Raw genomic sequence first — 16531 nt, forward strand, 5'->3', positions numbered from 1 at the left:
CCCCGGCCACGGGCGCACCGGCCGGTACCGGGGCGGTCGCCGAGGCCGGGGGCGGCCCGCCCGTCGCCGCCCCCGCCGCGCCGCCCCTCGGCTCGTACTCCCGTACGCCCCCGCCCGCCTGCGGCAGCCGGATCACAGCGCCAGCTCCGGGACTTCGAGGGTGCGGCCCTCCGCCGCCGAGCGCAGGCCCAGCTCCGCCAGCTGCACGCCGCGGGCGCCGGCCAGCAGGTCCCAGCAGTACGGCTCGCCCAGGGCCACGTGGCGCAGGAACAGCTCCCACTGGGCCTTGAAGCCGTTGTCGAACTCCGCGTTGTCCGGGACCTCCTGCCACTGCGCCCGGAAGGACTCGCCGGCCGGCAGATCCGGGTTCCAGACCGGCTTCGGGGTCGCCGAGCGGTGCTGGACGCGGCAGCCGCGCAGCCCGGCCACGGCCGAGCCGTGCGTGCCGTCGACCTGGAACTCCACCAGTTCGTCGCGGTGGACCCGGACCGCCCAGGAGGAGTTGATCTGCGCGATCGCCCCGCCCTCCAGGCGGAAGACGCCGTACGCGGCGTCGTCGGCTGTCGCCTCGTACGGCTTTCCGCGCTCGTCCCAGCGGCGCGGGATGTGCGTGGCGATGTGCGCGGTCACGGTGGTGACCCGGCCGAACAGCTCGTGGAGCACGTACTCCCAGTGCGGGAACATGTCGAGGACGATCCCGCCGCCGTCCTGCGCGCGGTAGTTCCACGACGGACGCTGCGCGTCCTGCCAGTCGCCCTCGAAGACCCAGTAGCCGAACTCGCCGCGCACAGACAGGATCTCGCCGAAGAAGCCGCCGTCGATCAGCCGCTTCAGCTTCCGCAGGCCCGGCAGGAAGAGCTTGTCCTGGACGCAGCCGTGCCGGACGCCGGCGGCGTCGGCGAGCCGGGCCAGTTCGAGGGCGCCGGCGAGATCGGTGGCCGTCGGCTTCTCGGTGTAGACGTGCTTGCCGGCCGCGATCGCCTTCTTGAGCGCGTCGACGCGGGCGGAGGTGACCTGGGCGTCGAAGTAGACGTCGACGGAGTCGTCGGCGAGGACGGCGTCGAGGTCGGTCGACCACTCGGTGAGGCCGTGCCGCTCGGCGAGCTCGCGCAGCGCGTGTTCGCGGCGGCCGACGAGGACCGGCTCGGGCCACAGCACCGCGCCGTCGCCGAGCGGCAGCCCGCCCTGCTCGCGGATGGCGAGGACGGAGCGTACGAGGTGCTGGCGGCAGCCCATCCGTCCCGTGACGCCGTTCATGGCGATCCGGACTGTCCTGCGTGTCACGAAGTCCCTCCAAGCCGCTGCGGACGAACGAATGAAAGCACCGGGGAAAGCAAGATAGAAAGCGCTTTCTAGATGAGGGGACGCTAGCCTGCCGACAACGCCCCGGACAAGGGGCTCGCCCGACTCTCCCCGGAGGTACGCGATGACCGTCACGCTGGCGGACGTGGCCGCGCGCGCACGGGTGTCCCCGGCCACCGTCTCGCGCGTCCTGAACGGCAACTACCCCGTCGCCGAGGCGACCAGGGAGCGGGTGCTGCGGGCCGTGGACGAGCTCGACTACGTGCTGAACGGCCCCGCGAGCTCGCTCGCCGCCGCCACGTCCGACCTGGTCGGGATCCTGGTCAACGACATCGCCGACCCGTTCTTCGGGATCATGGCGGGGGCGGCGCAGAGCGCGATCGGCGAGTGCGCGTCGGGGCGGGCCGGGGGCGAGAAGCTGGCCGTGGTCTGCAACACGGGCGGCTCGCCCGAGCGCGAGCTCACGTACCTCACGCTCCTCCAGCGCCAGCGCGCGGCGGCGGTCGTGCTGACCGGCGGCTCGCTGGAGGACCCGGAGCACCTGGCGGCGACGGCGGCCAAGCTGGCGCGGCTCGCGGAGGCGGGCACGCGGGTGGTGCTCTGCGGGCGGCCGCCGCTGCCGCTCGGCGACTCGGCGGCGGCCACGCTCGCCTTCGACAACCGGGGCGGCGCGCGCCGGCTCACCGAGCACCTGCTGACGCTCGGCCACCGCCGGATCGGGTACGTCGCGGGCCCCGCGGACCGCACGACGACCCGGCACCGCCTGGAGGGCCACCGCGAGGCTCTGACGGCGGCGGGGGTCGCCGAGGGCCCCACCGTCCACGGGCCGTACGAGCGCAGCGCGGGCTACGACGCGACGCTCGAACTCCTGCGCCGGGACCCGTCCCTGACGGCGGTCGTGGCGGCCAACGACACGGTCGCGCTCGGGGCCTGCGCGGCCCTGCGCGACCGGGGCCTGAGCATCCCGGGCGACGTCTCGGTGGCGGGCTTCGACGACCTCCCGTTCGCCCTCGACACGTCCCCGGCCCTGACGACGGTCCACCTGCCGCTACAGGAGGCCGGCGCACGGGCGGGCCGCCTGGCCATGGGCACGGAGGACGTCCCGGCAGGCGGCGTGGCGACGATCGAGGCGGAGCTGGCAGTGCGCGACTCGACGGCGCCGCCGCGCGCCCGGCCCTAGGGGGTGTCCGCCAGCCCCGTCGCCTTCAGGATCGCGTCCACCGTCTCGTCCACCGTCAGGTTCGCGTTGTCGATCCAGACGCCGTCCGCCGAGAGCTCCGCGCGCATCGCCTCGTCCAGGAAGGACCAGTCGGTCGTGAGGCGCTTGTCGCGGGCGTTGTTGCGTTCCCATGCCTTCTCCGGGCCGGGGGCCAGGAAGACCGGGTGGAAGCGGTCGGTGCGGAGTTGGGCGCGGTAGAAGTCGAGGTGGCTGCGGCGGACCACGACGTCGTCGAGGACCGGCAGGAAGCCTGCCGCGGTGAAGCTGTCCGCCAGCAGGCAGGCGTTGCGGGCTCGCAGGAAGATCTGGCGGTCGGCCTCCGGGTCGCCGTCCGGGCTCGGCCAGTGGCAGCCGGAGACGATCAGGGACTGGAGCCCGTCCACCTCGACGTGCGCCGAACGCGCGAAGCGCGCGGCCAGCGCCGCCGACACGGTCGTCTTGCCGCTGCCGGGGATGCCGCTGAGGAGGAGTACGCCCGGGGCGGGGGAGACGTCGATCGGTACGAGATCCATGCCCCGAACCGTAACCCCCGCCCCCTGTGGCCTCAGCGCCGGTGCTCGGCCGCGACGGGGGCCGGCGAGGACGCCCCGCCTTCCGCTGCCACCACCGTCCGCGCGGCTCCGCCTCCCAGCCTCAGCGAGGTCAGCGCCACGCCCCCGACCAGCAGCGCCGCCGCGCACCACCGCAGCGGGCTCACGCTCTCGCCGAGGAACAGCGCCGCCGAGGACATCCCGAAGACCGGTACCAGGAGGGAGAACGGGGCCACCGACGACGCCGGGTAGCGGCGCAGCAGCCAGGCCCAGGCGCCGAAGCCGAAGATCGTGACGGCCCAGGCGACGAAGAGGATGACGCCGACGCCGGTCCAGTCGAGGCCGCGCAGCGCGTCCAGGTTCCGCTCCGGGCCGTCCACGAGGACGGAGAGGATCAGCAGCGGGACGACCGGGACGGTGCTGGCCCAGACCATGAAGTTGAGCGCGTCCGGCGGGGACGCCTTGCGGGTCAGGACGTTCGAGACGCCCCAGCACGCCGCCGCGGCCACGCAGAGGAAGAACCCGACCAGCGGGCCGGACGCCCCCTCGTCGTACGCCGCGACGCCGATGCCGGCGAGCGCGACCGCCATGCCCACGACCTGGAGCCGGCGCGGCCGCTCCCCCAGCGCGAGGAACGCGAAGAGCGCCGTGAACACCGCCTGGACCTGGAGGATCAGCGAGGAGAGGCCGGCCGGCGCGCCCAGGTCCATGCCCGTGAACAGCAGGCCGAACTTGGCCACGCCCAGCGCCAGTCCGACCCCCACGATCCACTTCCAGGCGACCGTCGGCCGGCCGACGAAGAACACGGCGGGCAGCGCGGCGGCGAGGAAGCGGAGGGCGGAGAAGAGCAGCGGCGGGAAGTGGTCGAGACCGATCTCGATGACGACGAAGTTGACTCCCCAGACCGCGGCGACGAGCGCGGCGAGGGCGATGTGTACGGGGCGCATGCCCCCGAGCATCCCGCCTCGAACCATGTAGCACCAGCGCGGATCTCTTCATGATTGGATGCAGCAACGCTTACGAATGCGCTGGAGGACCCATGCTCGATCTCGGCCGGCTCCGCGCGCTTCACGCCGTCGCCGTGCACGGCAGCGTCGGTGCCGCGGCCGCCGCCCTCGGCTACACGCCGTCCGCCGTCTCGCAGCAGATCGCCAAGCTGGAGCGGGAGACCCGGACGACGCTCCTCGAACGCCAGGGGCGGGGCGTCCGGCTCACCGACGACGCCCATCAACTCGCCGCCACCGCACAGGAGTTGCTGTCCCTCGTAGAGGAGGCGGAGGTACGGCTCGAAGAGCGGCGCGGGCTGCCTTCCGGGCGGCTGGCGATCGGCTGCTTCCCCAGCGCCGCGCGCGGCCTGATGCCGCGGGCGCTGGCCGAGCTGGCGCGCCGTCACCCGACCCTGGACGCCCGGCTCACGGAGGTGGACCCGCACCTCTCCATCGACCTGGTGGCGCGCGGCGCGATCGACCTGGCGGTGGCGCACGACTGGGACATCGCGCCGCTGCCGAGCCCGCCCGGGGTCGAGCAGGCGGTCATCGGCGACGACCTGTGTGACGTGCTCGTGCCCCGGGGGCATCCGCTCGCGGAGCGGGAGGCGGTGCGGCGCGAGGACCTGGCGGACGAGCGGTGGATCATGCAGCCGCCGGGCACGGTGTGCCACGACTGGCTGATGCGGACGATGCGGGCGGCCGGCTGCGAGCCGCTGATCGCCCATCAGGCGGAGGAGAACCACACCCAGGTGGCCCTCGTGGCAGCTGGGCTCGGGGTGGCGCTTGTGCCGCGGCTCGGGCGCGGGGCGCTGCCGGCGGAGGTGGCGACCGTACCGCTCACCCCGGTGCCGAAGCGGCGGCTGAGCGCGCTGTGGCGGGCCGGGGCGGCCCGGCGGCCGGCGATCACCGAGACGGTACGGACGCTCCAGGAGCTCTGGCCCAGCGTCGCCTCGGCGGCCTGAGGCCCGCCACCGGCGCCAGATAGGGGGGCGCGCCGGTGGCGGTGTGCTGCCGGCCGCGAGCGGCTGGGAGGGGGAGCGCGTTCGCGGTGACCCGCCAGCAGTACGGGGGTAGGACGGGGCGGGTCGGGCACGGGTTCCCGCGGATGCGGGGATGCCGGGGAATCGGTGCGGGTGGGAGGGGAGTTGCGGGTTCCCCGGGTGCGGGCGAGGCCCTTGAGGCGGGCCGCCCCTCGCCGACGCCACCCGCGCCGTTTCTTGCGCGGGTTCTTGACCTGGCAGTTACTTTCGGGCTAACCCTGCATCTTGGAAGTTTCCTTCAGACCCCCCTCCTCACCCACACCACCAGCACGGCCGGAAGGAGCACCAGTGCACCACCGCGCCACCTCCCGACGCACCCTCCTCACCGTCACCGCCGCAACTGCCGTCGCCGCCGTCACCGGCGTCGCGCTGCCCGCGGGCAGCGCGCTCGCCGCGGGGCACGACCACGCGCTCAGACAGCTCGTCGCCCGCATGTCGCTGGAGGAGAAGGTCGGCCAGCTCTTCGTCATGCGGGTGTACGGCCACTCGGCCACCGCGCCCGACCAGACGGACATCGACGCCAACCTCAAGGAGATCGGCGTCCGCACCGCCGCCGAGCTCGTCGCCACGTACCACGTCGGCGGCATCATCTACTTCTCCTGGGCCCACAACACCCGCGACCCGCACCAGATCGCCGACCTGTCCAACGGCATCCAGCGGGCCGGCCTCGCCCAGCCGACCCCGCTGCCCCTGCTCATCTCCACCGACCAGGAGCACGGCATCGTCTGCCGGGTCGGCAAGCCCGCCACGCTGCTGCCCGGCGCGATGGCGCTCGGCGCGGGGGCCTCGCACGCCGACGCCCGCAGGGCGGCGCAGATCGCCGGGGCCGAGCTGGCCGCCGTCGGCATAAGGCAGAACTACGCGCCGGTGGCCGACGTCAACGTCAATCCGGCCAACCCGGTCATCGGCGTCCGCTCCTTCGGCTCCGACCCGCGGGCCGTCGCCGGCCTGGTGGCCGCCCAGGTGCGCGGGTACCAGAGCGGCGGGGTCGCCGCGACGTCGAAGCACTTCCCCGGACACGGCGACACCGCCACCGACAGCCACTACGGCCTGCCGACCATCACGCACACCCGCGAGCAGTGGAGCGAGCTGGACGCGCCGCCGTTCCGGGCCGCGATCGCGGCCGGCATCGACTCGATCATGACGGCGCACATCGTCGTCCCCGCGCTCGACCCGAGCGGCGACCCGGCCACCCTGTCCCGCCCGATCCTCACCGGCATCCTGCGCGAGGAACTGGGCTATGACGGCGTGGTGGTGACCGACTCGCTCGGCATGGAGGGCGTGCGCACCAAGTACGGCGACGACCGCGTCCCCGTGCTCGCCCTCAAGGCGGGCGTCGACCAGCTGCTCAACCCGCCGAAGCTGGACGTGGCCTGGAACGCGGTGCTCCGGGCGGTGAAGAGCGGCGAGCTGACGGAGGCCCGGCTCGACGAATCGATCCTCCGCATCCTGCGGCTGAAGGCGAGACTGGGCCTGTTCCGCAACCCGTTCTCCAGCCATGCCGTCGTGGACCGCACGGTCGGCACGGACGAGCATCGGGCCGCCGCCGACAAGATCGCCGAGGAGACCACCACCCTGCTGGTCAACGAGGGCGGGATGCTGCCGCTGAGCCGCGGCACGCACTCCAGGGTGCTGGTCGTCGGCGCGGACCCGGCCTCGCCGTCCGGCACCACCGGCCCGCCGACCGCGACCCTCGCCGGCGCGCTCGCCGAACTCGGCTTCACCACGCGGGCGCTGTCCACCGGGATCACCCCGACCGCCGCGAAGATCGAGGAGGCGGTGGCGGCCGCGGCCGGGCAGGACGTGGTCGTCGTCGGCACGTACAACGTCTCCGCGACCAGCCCGCAGCGGACCCTGGTGTCCCGGCTGACGGCGACCGGCGTCCCGGTGGTCACGGTCGCGATCCGCAACCCGTACGACGTGGCCCAGCTCTCCGGCCAGCGGGCGACCGTCGCCGCGTACTCCTGGACGGACGTCGAACTGCGCGCCGCGGCCCGGGTGATCGCGGGCGCCGCCCGACCGCAGGGCCGGCTCCCCGTCCCGGTGGTCCGCGCGGACGACCCCGCCGAGGTGCTGTACCCGGTCGGCCACGGCCTGTCGTACGGCTGACGGAGATACGGGCTGCGCCCGGCGGGTATGACCCCGCCGGGCGCAGCCCGTATCGCTACCGAGAACCGTCACGGACGGCGCGCGTGCTGGCGCGTGACCTCCGGGTCCTGGGTGTCGAGCTTCGCGTCGAACCGGGCCAGCGGCTGCGCGGCAGCGGCCGCCGGGGCCTCGACGCCCGCCCAGGCGAGGATGCGGGCGGTCGCCTTCTCCCGCTCGGCGTCGGTCAGACCCGCCACGTTCGCGCCGTGGTTGGCGCCCGGGGCGGTGTAGACGTAGCTGTCGCGGACGCCCTTGCCGAGGTGGAACGGCTCCGCGCCCCACGGGTCGTTGCCGCCGTAGACGAACAGCATCCGGTCGGCGTTCTTGCGGACCCAGTCGTCCACGTCGCGCATCGCCCAGGGCTTGAACGTCATCGGTATGTCGCGCGGCACGAAGCTCCGGGCGGGCTGGTAGCCGTACCGGGTCAGACCGTCGAGGTGCGGCAGCTTGATGCTGGGCGAGCCGAGTTCGGTGGCCGCCTGGTAGTAGTACGGCGTGTACGGCTCCAGGCCCTGGTCGGTGTAGAACGACCAGCCGGAGTACGCGTCGATGGTCTCGTACACGGCGTCGTCGGTCGCGGTCGCCGCGTCCGGGATGTTCGCGCAGTCGGCCTCGCCGTAGTACTGCCAGAAGCCCCAGACGAAGTCGAGGACGACGGCCTCGTACGCCTTGTCGAGGGAGCCGACCGTGTTGAAGGTCATGCCCTCGGTCTCGGCCCACTCCTTGTACTTCTTCTGCAGCGGCGCGCGGCGGACGAGCGCCTCGCGCTGCAGCCCGTTGAGGCGGTCGCGGCACTCCTTGGTGCCGACCTTCTCGAAGAACCGGTCGTAGGCCGAGTCCTCCTTGTTGACCACGTCGTTGGGGGCCACGTACGCGACGACGCCGTCCATGTCGCGCGGGTAGAAGCGCTCGTAGTACGTGGCGGTCATGCCGCCCTTCGAGCCGCCGGTGGACAGCCAGTTCTTGGAGTAGACGGCCTTCAGGGCGGTGAAGATGCGGTGCTGGTCGCTGGCGGCCTGCCAGATGTTCAGCTTGCTCCAGTCGGCCGGCTGCGGCCGGGACGGCGTGAAGAACCGGTACTCCATGGAGACCTGGTTGCCGTCGACGATGCGGGTGGGCTCGCGCCGGCTGGGGTTGGTGCTCAGGCCGTAGCCGCTGGTGTGGAAGACCGTCGGCCGGGCGGTGTCCTTGTGCAGCACGGTGATCCGCTGCTGGAACGTGCCCGCGGAGGGGCGGCGGTGGTCCACCGGCTGCGTGTAGTTCAGTACGAAGAAGCGGTAACCGGCGTACGGCTTCTCCTCGATCAGGCTCATCCCGGGGATCGCCAGGATGCGGTCCTTGATGTCCGTGCTGTCCGCGCGGTCCGCGGCCGTGGACGCGAGCCCGGCGTCCGGCTCCGCGGCGGTGGCCGCCCCGGTCGCGCCGACGGTGCCCATGAGCACCGCGAGCGACAGGATCCCTGTCAGCGCCTTGCGCATTCACCCTCCCCTTGATTCACAACGGTGTCGCGAACCTAGCGGGGGCAACGTGCGTACCGCCAGACCCAGTTGGCCCTTACCTGTGGTTCAGCACAGGATCCAGCCGGTCGACGCGGTGCGGCCGCCCACATTGCCGGTGGCGCGGACGCAGCGGTTGAGGGCGTGGACGGTGACCGGGCCGGCCTGGCGGGTGAAGCGGCCCGCGTCGACCGCGGCGCGGCCGCCGCGCGGCTGGAGCTGGACGCTCATGTAGCGGCGCAAGCCGGGGGCCTTGGCCAGGGCGATCGCGCAGGCGTAGTGGCGGGAGCGGTAGATCCGCAGCTCGCCGCCGGTGAAGGAGACGGTCTTCGCCGGGCGGCCGGTGCAGGCCGAGAAGGCGTCGGCCTGCTGCGTGCCCGGCGCGCCGAGGGTCAGCGCGCCGACGGCGAGGCTCATCGCGAGCAGCCGGGCGACCAGCCGTCCGCCCCGAGCCTGTCCGCCCCGTATCCGTCCGCTCCGTACCCGTCCGCTCCGGTCCCGTCCGCCCCGTACCTTCGCGCCGTCGAACACGTGGGTCCCCTCCCGCATCAGAGCCGTACGTGCGTACGACGCGGGAGCGTGCTGTTCGGTTGCCTCGGCGACCGTCAGACCCCCCAGGAGCCCCCTCAGACGCGCTCCGGCTCCTCCTCGCCGATGAAGGTGCGCCACAGCAGCGCGTAGCGGCCGTCGCGGGCCAGGAGCTCGTCGTGGGTGCCGTCCTCGGCGACCCGGCCGTCGGCCATCACGATCACCCGGTCCGCGCGGGCCGCGGTGGTCAGCCGGTGGGCGACGACGAGCGTCGTACGGCGGCCGGCCAGGCGGTCGGTGGCCGCGTTGACCTGGGCCTCGGTGGCCAGGTCGAGGGCGGCGGTGGCCTCGTCGAGCAGCAGCACGTCCGGGTCGACGAGCTCGGCGCGGGCCAGGGCGATCAGCTGGCGCTGGCCGGCCGAGAGGTTCCGGCCGCGCTCGGCGACCTCGTGCAGATAGCCGCCGTCCAGCGTGGCGATCATGTCGTGCGCGCCGACCGCGCGGGCCGCCGCCTCCACCTCGGCGTCGGTCGCGCCGGGGCGGCCGTACGCGATGGCGTCCCGGACCGTCCCGGCGAACAGGTACGCCTCCTGGGGGACGACGCCGAGCCGGTGGCGGTACGCGGTGAGGTCGAGCTCGCGCAGGTCCATGCCGTCGACAGCGACCCGGCCCGCGGTCGGGTCGTAGAACCGCGCCACCAGCTTGACCAGGGTCGACTTGCCCGCGCCGGTCTCGCCGACGAAGGCGACCGTCTGCCCGGCGGGGATGCGCAGGTCGATGTCGCGGAGGGCGGGCTCGTCGGATCCGTACTGGAAGGACACGTCCTCGAAGGCGATCTCGCCGCGCAGCGCGCGCACGTCCAGCGGCGTGGCCGCCTCGGCCGTCGACGTGGGCTCCTGGAGGAGCTCCTGCATCCGCTTCAGCGACACCGTGGCCTGCTGGTAGCCGTCGAAGACCTGGGAGAGCTGCTGCACGGGCGCGAAGAACAGGTCGATGTAGAGCAGGTACGCGACAAGCGCGCCGGTCGTCAGGGTCCCGGCCTCGATCCGGTTCGCGCCGACGATCATGACGGCCGCGGCCGCGACGGACGACAGCAGGGTCACGAACGGGAAGTAGACCGAAATCAGCCACTGGCCGTGCACGCGGGCCTCGCGGTAGCCGGAGCTGCGTTCGGCGAACCGGGCAGCGCCGTCCTTCTCGCGGCCGAAAGCCTGCACGATCCGCAGCCCGGAGACCGACTCCTGGAGGTCGGCGTTGACCACGCTGATCCGGTCCCGGGCCAGCTCGTACGCCTTCACGCTGGAGCGGCGGAAGAAGTACGTGGCGACGGCGAGCACCGGCAGCGTCGCGAAGACGACCAGCGCGAGCTGGAGGTCGAGGACGAGCAGCGCGACCATGATCCCGAAGAAGGTCACCACGGAGACGAAGGCCGTGACCAGGCCCGTCTGCAGGAACGTCGACAGGGCGTCCACGTCCGTGGTCATCCGGGTCATGATCCGGCCGGTGAGCTCGCGCTCGTAGTAGTCCAGGCCGAGCCGCTGGAGCTGGGCGAAGATCTTCAGGCGCAGCGCGTAGAGGATCCGCTCGCCGGTGCGGCCGGTCATCCGGATCTCCGCGGTCTGCGCGACCCACTGCACGAGGACGGTCCCGAGCGCGAGCGCGGAGGCGGCCCAGACCGCGCCGACCGCGAGCCGGTCGACGCCTTGGTCGATGCCATGCCGGATCAGGACCGGAAGGAGCAGGCCCATGCCGGCGTCGACGGCGACCAGGCCGAGGCTGGCGAGCAGCACGAGGCCGAAGCCGCGCAGCAGCCGGCGCAGCCCGTACGACTTCTCCGGGGCGACGGCCCGGGCCTCGTCGACGTCCGGGGTGTCGAGGGCGGGCGGCAGCGCCTCGACGGCGGCGAGCAGCTCGGGGGTGGCCCCCGGGGTCGCGCTCTCCTCGGCGTCGGTCTCGTCCCGCACCCACAGGGTCGGGGTCAGGCCGCGCTCGGCGTCGTACTCGGCGTCGAGCTCGGCGCGCAGCGCGCGGTCGTCGGCGAGATCGGCCTCGACGGGCAGGACGTGGCCGGGCGAGACGCCGCCGAGCTCGTCGGGGTCGGTGAGCAGCCGGCGGTAGAGCGCGGAGCGGCGCTCCAGCTCCTCGTGGGTGCCGATGTCGGCGAGCCGGCCGTCGTCGAGGACGGCGATCCGGTCGGCGAGGCCGAGGGTGGAGCGGCGGTGGGCGATCAGCAGGGTGGTGCGGCCGGCCATGACCGAGCGCAGCGCCTCGTGGATCTCGTGCTCGACGCGTGCGTCGACGGCGGAGGTGGCGTCGTCGAGGAGGAGCAGCCGGGGGTCGGTGAGGATCGCGCGGGCCAGCGCGATGCGCTGGCGCTGGCCGCCGGAGAGGGTGAGGCCGTGCTCGCCGACCTTGGTGTCGTACCCCTCGGGCAGCTCGGCGATGAACCGATCCGCCTGGGCGGCCCGGGCGGCGCTCTCGATCTGCTCCTGGGTGGCACCGGGCAGGCCGTACGCGATGTTGGCGCGGACGGTGTCGGAGAACAGGAAACTGTCCTCGGGGACGAGTCCGACGGCGGCGCGCAGCGAGGCGAGGGTGAGCTCGCGGACGTCGTGGCCGCCGACGAGGACGGCGCCATGGGTGACGTCGTAGAACCGCGGCAGCAGCAGGGAGACGGTGGACTTGCCGGAGCCGGAGGCGCCGACGACGGCGACGGTCTCGCCGGGCCGGATCTCCAGGGAGAACCCGTCGAGGACGGGGCGGCCGTCCTCGTACGCGAAGCCGACGTCGTCGAACTCGACAGTCGCGGGGGCGTCGGCGGGCAGTTCCTTCGTTCCGTCCTCGATCGCCGGCTCGGTGTCGATGAGCTCCAGGACCCGCTCGACGCCGGCCCGCGCCTGCTGGCCGACGGTGAGCACCATGGCGAGCATGCGGACCGGGCCTACCAGGGAGGCCAGGTAGGCGGAGAAGGCGACGAAGGTGCCGAGGGTGATCTCGCCGCGGGTGGCGAGCCAGCCGCCGAGCGCGAGGACGGCGACCTGGCCGAGCGCGGGGACGGCCTGGAGGGCCGGGGTGTACTTCGCGTTGAGCCGGATGGTGCGCAGCCGGCCGGCGAACAGCTTGCGGCTGGCCTCGCGGATCTTGCCGGTCTCCTGGTCCTCCTGCCCGAAGCCCTTGACGACGCGGACGCCGGTCACCGCCCCGTCGACCACGCCGGCGACGGCGGCGGCCTGCGCCTGGGCGTGCCAGGTGGCCGGGTGCAGCCGGGTGCGGCTGCGCTTGGCGATGAACCAGAGGGCGGGGGCGACGGCGAGGGCGACGAGGGTCAGCGGGATGGACAGCCAGGCCATGACGACCAGCGAGATCAGGAAGAGCAGGAAGTTCCCGATCGTCATGGGGAGCATGAAGAGCAGGCCCTGGATCAGCTGGAGGTCGCTGGTGGCGCGGCCGACGACCTGGCCGGTGGAGAGCTCGTCCTGGCGTCGCCCGTCGAGCCGGGTGATCGTGCCGAACATCTCGGTGCGCAGATCGTGCTGCACGTCGAGAGCGAGCCGGCCGCCGTAGTAGCGGCGGATGTACGTGAGGCCGTAGACGAGTACGGCGGCGCCCATGAGCAGGCCGGTCCAGACGCCAATGGACCGGGTGCGGTCGCTGATCACGTCGTCGATGATCACCTTGGTGATCAGGGGCACGATCGCGAGCAGGGCCATTCCGGCCAGCGACGAGCCCAGCGCGAGGATCACATTGAGCCGGTACCGCCACGCGTACCCGGCCAGCCTGCGCGCCCAGCCGTCTTGTGCCCGGCCTTCTTGTTTCCGCCCCGCCGCCACGTGGTGCCTCCCGTTTCCACTGCTCTACCGGAAGGCACCAACGCGGGTGGGGTGGGATTTCATCCCGCCGCAACAAAGAGGGGTCTCAGGTCCTAGGACCTCGGGGGTGGAGAGGGGGCACCTACAGGGACACGGAGATGCCGTTGGTGGTGTCGGTGACGACGATGTTGCTCCATGCCACCGTCATCGGCGGGCTGCAGGTGGGCTGGAAGGTCGCGGTGACCGTGATGCTGAAGTTGGCCTTACCGTTCTGGACCGGGACGTCGACCCCGGCGCCGAAGGACGCCTTGTTCCCGGCCGACGGCTTGTTGCCGCCCTTGTTGACGCACTGGGCGTCGGCGGTGACCTGGACATTGATCTGCTCCAGGTTGCCGAGGCCGGCTTCCTTGCCCTTGACGGTCAAGGTGCTGCCGGAGATGGTCGCGGTCGGCGTGCCGACGAAGTGGGCGCTACCCGCCTCGGCGGAGGGAGCGAGGAAGCCCACGATGGCGATGGCCACGCCTGCAGGTACTAGAAAAGCGGAGTGACGGCGCATGAGAATTCTCCTCATCAGGAGTGTGCGCTGCGCATGCGTGGATCATCCGAGAGATCACATGTGTCACCAGAATATTCCTGTATGTGCCATATGCCCACCCTTACTGGTGAGTTGGTGCGAACATGCGCAGATGCGCCGGCAGGACGACCACTGACGGACCGGGCGTAGTAAGCGCGTTCTTCAGGTCCGCGCCCAGGGATTCCGGTGTCGTACGGGTCGCCGGGACGCCGAAGGATTCGGCGAGGGCGACGAAGTCCGGCCTGGTCAGCTCGGTGCCTTCCGCCTCGCCGAAGGCGTCTGTCATGTACTCGCGCAGGATGCCGTAGCCGCCGTCGTCGACGATCAGCCAGGTGACGTCGAGGCCGTACTGCTGCGCCGTGGCCAGCTCGGCGATGCCGTACATCGCCCCGCCGTCGCCGGAGACCGCGAGGACCGGGGTGTCCGGCTCGGCGACGGCCGCGCCGAGGGCGGCCGGGAAGGCGTAGCCGAGGCCGCCCGCGCCCTGGGCGGAGTGCATCGTGTTGGGGCGGCGGGCGTCGAAGGCGGCCCAGGCCCAGTAGGCGAGGATCGTCATGTCCCAGAAGCTGGGCGCGCGATCCGGCAGGGCGGCGCGGATCGAAGCGAGGAGGCTCTGCTCCAGGCCGAGGTCCTGGGCGTCGATCCGGGACCGTACCTTCGTCAGGACCTCGCGGACCCGCTCCGGGGCACCGGCGTCTTCGCGTACCCCGACCGTCTCAAGGAGAGCCTGGAGGGCCAGGCGGGCGTCCGCGTGGACGCCGAGGGCCGGGTGGTTGGCCTCCAGCTTGCCCAGGTCGGCCTCGATCTGCACGATCCGGCCGCGCGGGCGGAAGGTGTGGTAGTTCGACGACAGCTCGCCCAGGCCGCTGCCGACGACCAGCAGGACGTCCGCGTCCTCCAGGAAGTCCGTGACGTGCCGGTCCTCCACCCACGACTGGAGCGAGAGCGGGTGGGTCCAGGGGAACGCGCCCTTGCCGCCGTACGTGGTGACCACCGGCGCGTCCAGCCGCTCCGCGAGCTGCCGCAGCTTGCCCGCCGCGTCGGACCGGACGACCCCGCCGCCCGCGACGATCACCGGCCGCTCGGCCGCGGTGAGCCAGTGCGCGGCGAGCGCGGTCAGCTCGGGGCGCGGCGCGAGCTCGGGCGGGGTCGCGTCCACGCCGGTGACCTGCGGCAGCAGGGTCTCGGCGGCGAGCACGTCCTCGGGGATCTCCACCCAGACCGGCCCGTGCGGCGCGGTCAGCGCGGACTCCCAGGCGGCGGCGAGCGCGGACGGGATCTGGGAGGCGGCCCGCACGGTGTGCACGGACTTCACCACGTCCCGGAAGGACGCCTGCTGGTCGCGCAGCTCGTGCAGATAGCCGTGCCGGCCGCCGCCGAGCCCGGCGACCGGGACCTGGCTGCCGATGGCGAGGACCGGCGCGGACGCGGCGGCCGCCTCCTGGAGCGCGGCGAGCGCGGTCAGCGCGCCGGGGCCGGTGGAGAGCAGCAGCGGGGCCGCCTCGCCGGTGATCCGGCCGTACGCGTCGGCGGCGAAGCCGGTGTTGTTCTCCACCCGCAGCCCGACGAACCGCAGGTCGGAGCGGCGGACCGCGTCGAACGCGGCGAGCGCGTGCTGCCCCGGCAGCCCGAAGACGGTGGTCGCGCCCAGGCTGCGCAGGGTCTCCACGACCAGGTCCCCGCCGGTTCGGCCGGGCGGCGGCGCGAGTGCGGCCGCCGTCTGCGCCTCGGTCGGTCGGAGTACCAGGTCGTGGTCGTGCGTCACGCGCTCGTGTGCCCTTCGGGTCAGCCCTGCTGCCTGGCCGCCGCGATCTGGCGGCTCATGATCGTGGTCAGCTCGTACGCGGTGTGGGAGGCCGCGACCGAGGTGATCTCGGCGTGATCGTACGCCGGGGCCACCTCGACGACATCCGCGGAGACCAGGTTGCAGGAGGACAGGCCGCGCAGGATCTCGAGCAGCTCGCGGGAGGTCATGCCGCCGGCCTCGGGGGTGCCGGTGCCGGGGGCGTGGGCCGGGTCGAGGCAGTCGATGTCGATGGAGATGTACAGCGGGCGGTCGCCGATGCGCTGGCGCAGCTGGTCGGCGACCTCGTCCGCGCCGCGGCGGTAGACGTCGGCCGAGGTGACGATGCCGAAGCCGAGCTTCTCGTCGTCGGTGAGGTCCTGCTTGCCGTACAGCGGGCCGCGGGTGCCGACGTGGGAGAGCGCCTCGGTGTCGAGGATGCCCTCCTCGACGGCGCGGCGGAACGGGGTGCCGTGGGTGTACTCGGCGCCGAAGTAGGTGTCCCAGGTGTCGAGGTGCGCGTCGAAGTGGAGCAGGGCGACCGGGCCGTGCTTCTTGGCGACGGAGCGCAGCAGCGGCAGGGCGATGGTGTGGTCGCCGCCGAGGGTCATCATGCGGGCGCCGGTGCCGAGCAGGTCGTCGGCGGCGGCCTCGATGGTGTCGACGGCCTCGTTGATGTTGAACGGGTTGACGGCGATGTCGCCGCCGTCCGCCACCTGGGCGAGGGCGAACGGAGAGGCGTCCTGGGCCGGGTTGTACGGGCGCAGCAGGCGGGAGGCCTCGCGGATGGCGTTGCCGCCGAAGCGGGCGCCGGGGCGGTAGGAGACACCGGTGTCGAAGGGCACGCCGACGACGGCGACATCGGCGGTGCCGACCTCGTCGAGGCGGGGCAGCCGCGCGAACGTCGCTGGCCCGGCGTACCGCGGGACGCGGGAGGAGTCGACGGGGCCGCGCGGCGTTTCGTTGCTGCTCATGTGGGTGCCTTCCTGAGGAGGTGGTGCACGCCTTGTGGGCGTTCCTTCGTTGTTCAAGTGTGCGGGGTGTCTCCCGCAACGGGTTCCGTCCTCAGCCGCCGGACGGGCTCGAGGTGCCCGTCCGGCGACTGAGGACGCG

At 73.0% G+C, this 16531-nt stretch carries 12 protein-coding genes; 3 read left to right on the forward strand and 9 right to left on the reverse strand.

The genetic code is table 11. The annotated features are described in order from the left end of the window. Positions 1–132: 132 nt before the first annotated feature. On the reverse strand, positions 133–1284 hold the full coding sequence (locus VIU94_RS28315) for a Gfo/Idh/MocA family protein (RefSeq protein WP_331915458.1): 1152 nt from the start codon (positions 1282–1284) through the stop codon (positions 133–135). Between the two features lie 142 nt (positions 1285–1426). On the opposite strand from VIU94_RS28315, the gene VIU94_RS28320 reads away from it, so the two are divergent. Then, complete coding sequence (locus tag VIU94_RS28320; RefSeq protein WP_331915460.1) at positions 1427–2482, forward strand: LacI family DNA-binding transcriptional regulator; 1056 nt, start codon at positions 1427–1429, stop codon at positions 2480–2482. Here the strand turns inward: VIU94_RS28320 and VIU94_RS28325 are convergent. Next, positions 2479–3033, reverse strand: coding sequence for an ATP-binding protein (locus VIU94_RS28325; RefSeq protein ID WP_331915462.1), 555 nt, complete (start codon positions 3031–3033; stop codon positions 2479–2481). The genes VIU94_RS28320 and VIU94_RS28325 overlap by 4 nt on opposite strands. A 32-nt stretch (positions 3034–3065) precedes the next feature. Then, positions 3066–3998 carry an EamA family transporter gene (locus tag VIU94_RS28330; protein ID WP_331915464.1) on the reverse strand — a complete coding sequence of 311 codons (933 nt, stop codon included), beginning with the start codon at positions 3996–3998 and terminating at the stop codon, positions 3066–3068. 92 nt (positions 3999–4090) lie between these two features. Here VIU94_RS28330 and VIU94_RS28335 point away from each other — a divergent pair, with 92 nt between their 5' ends. Then, positions 4091–5002, forward strand: a complete 912-nt coding sequence (locus VIU94_RS28335; protein ID WP_331915466.1) for a LysR family transcriptional regulator — start codon at positions 4091–4093, stop codon at positions 5000–5002. Positions 5003–5368: 366 nt separating this feature from the next. Continuing rightward, positions 5369–7189 carry a glycoside hydrolase family 3 protein gene (locus tag VIU94_RS28340; protein ID WP_331915468.1) on the forward strand — a complete coding sequence of 607 codons (1821 nt, stop codon included), beginning with the start codon at positions 5369–5371 and terminating at the stop codon, positions 7187–7189. Positions 7190–7257: 68 nt separating this feature from the next. On the opposite strand, the gene VIU94_RS28345 is transcribed toward VIU94_RS28340, so the two are convergent. The 6 genes from VIU94_RS28345 to speB all read right to left on the reverse strand — a co-directional run bounded on the left by VIU94_RS28345 (position 7258) and on the right by speB (position 16392). Next, complete coding sequence (locus tag VIU94_RS28345; protein ID WP_331915470.1) at positions 7258–8706, reverse strand: S28 family serine protease; 1449 nt, start codon at positions 8704–8706, stop codon at positions 7258–7260. Positions 8707–8793: 87 nt separating this feature from the next. Next, a complete protein-coding gene (locus tag VIU94_RS28350; protein WP_414721031.1) occupies positions 8794–9255 on the reverse strand; it encodes a hypothetical protein in 462 nt (153 codons plus the stop codon). Between the two features lie 95 nt (positions 9256–9350). After that, positions 9351–13082 carry an ABC transporter ATP-binding protein gene (locus VIU94_RS28355; RefSeq protein WP_331915472.1) on the reverse strand — a complete coding sequence of 1244 codons (3732 nt, stop codon included), beginning with the start codon at positions 13080–13082 and terminating at the stop codon, positions 9351–9353. A gap of 121 nt (positions 13083–13203) precedes the next feature. After that, positions 13204–13581 (reverse strand): hypothetical protein, encoded by a 378-nt coding sequence (locus VIU94_RS28360; protein ID WP_331915474.1) that lies wholly within the window; start codon positions 13579–13581, stop codon positions 13204–13206. A 136-nt stretch (positions 13582–13717) separates the two neighbouring features. Further along, positions 13718–15400 carry a thiamine pyrophosphate-binding protein gene (locus VIU94_RS28365; RefSeq protein ID WP_331915476.1) on the reverse strand — a complete coding sequence of 561 codons (1683 nt, stop codon included), beginning with the start codon at positions 15398–15400 and terminating at the stop codon, positions 13718–13720. Between the two features lie 20 nt (positions 15401–15420). Further along, on the reverse strand, positions 15421–16392 hold the full coding sequence (gene speB, locus VIU94_RS28370) for an agmatinase (protein ID WP_331915478.1): 972 nt from the start codon (positions 16390–16392) through the stop codon (positions 15421–15423). Positions 16393–16531 lie beyond the last annotated feature (139 nt).

Origin of the sequence: Streptomyces sp. (genome assembly GCF_036566765.1) — a bacterium.
Lineage (GTDB): Bacteria > Actinomycetota > Actinomycetes > Streptomycetales > Streptomycetaceae > Streptomyces.

What these genes read in the sequence shown, in the direction of transcription:
- VIU94_RS28345 (WP_331915470.1), bottom strand. Translation starts at nt 8,706, where the DNA reads ATGCGCAAGGCGCTGACAGGGATCCTGTCGCTCGCGGTGCTCATGGGC.
- VIU94_RS28320 (WP_331915460.1), top strand. Translation starts at nt 1,427, where the DNA reads ATGACCGTCACGCTGGCGGACGTGGCCGCGCGCGCACGGGTGTCCCCG.
- VIU94_RS28330 (WP_331915464.1), bottom strand. Translation starts at nt 3,998, where the DNA reads ATGCGCCCCGTACACATCGCCCTCGCCGCGCTCGTCGCCGCGGTCTGG.
- VIU94_RS28325 (WP_331915462.1), bottom strand. Translation starts at nt 3,033, where the DNA reads ATGGATCTCGTACCGATCGACGTCTCCCCCGCCCCGGGCGTACTCCTC.
- speB (WP_331915478.1), bottom strand. Translation starts at nt 16,392, where the DNA reads ATGAGCAGCAACGAAACGCCGCGCGGCCCCGTCGACTCCTCCCGCGTC.
- VIU94_RS28335 (WP_331915466.1), top strand. Translation starts at nt 4,091, where the DNA reads ATGCTCGATCTCGGCCGGCTCCGCGCGCTTCACGCCGTCGCCGTGCAC.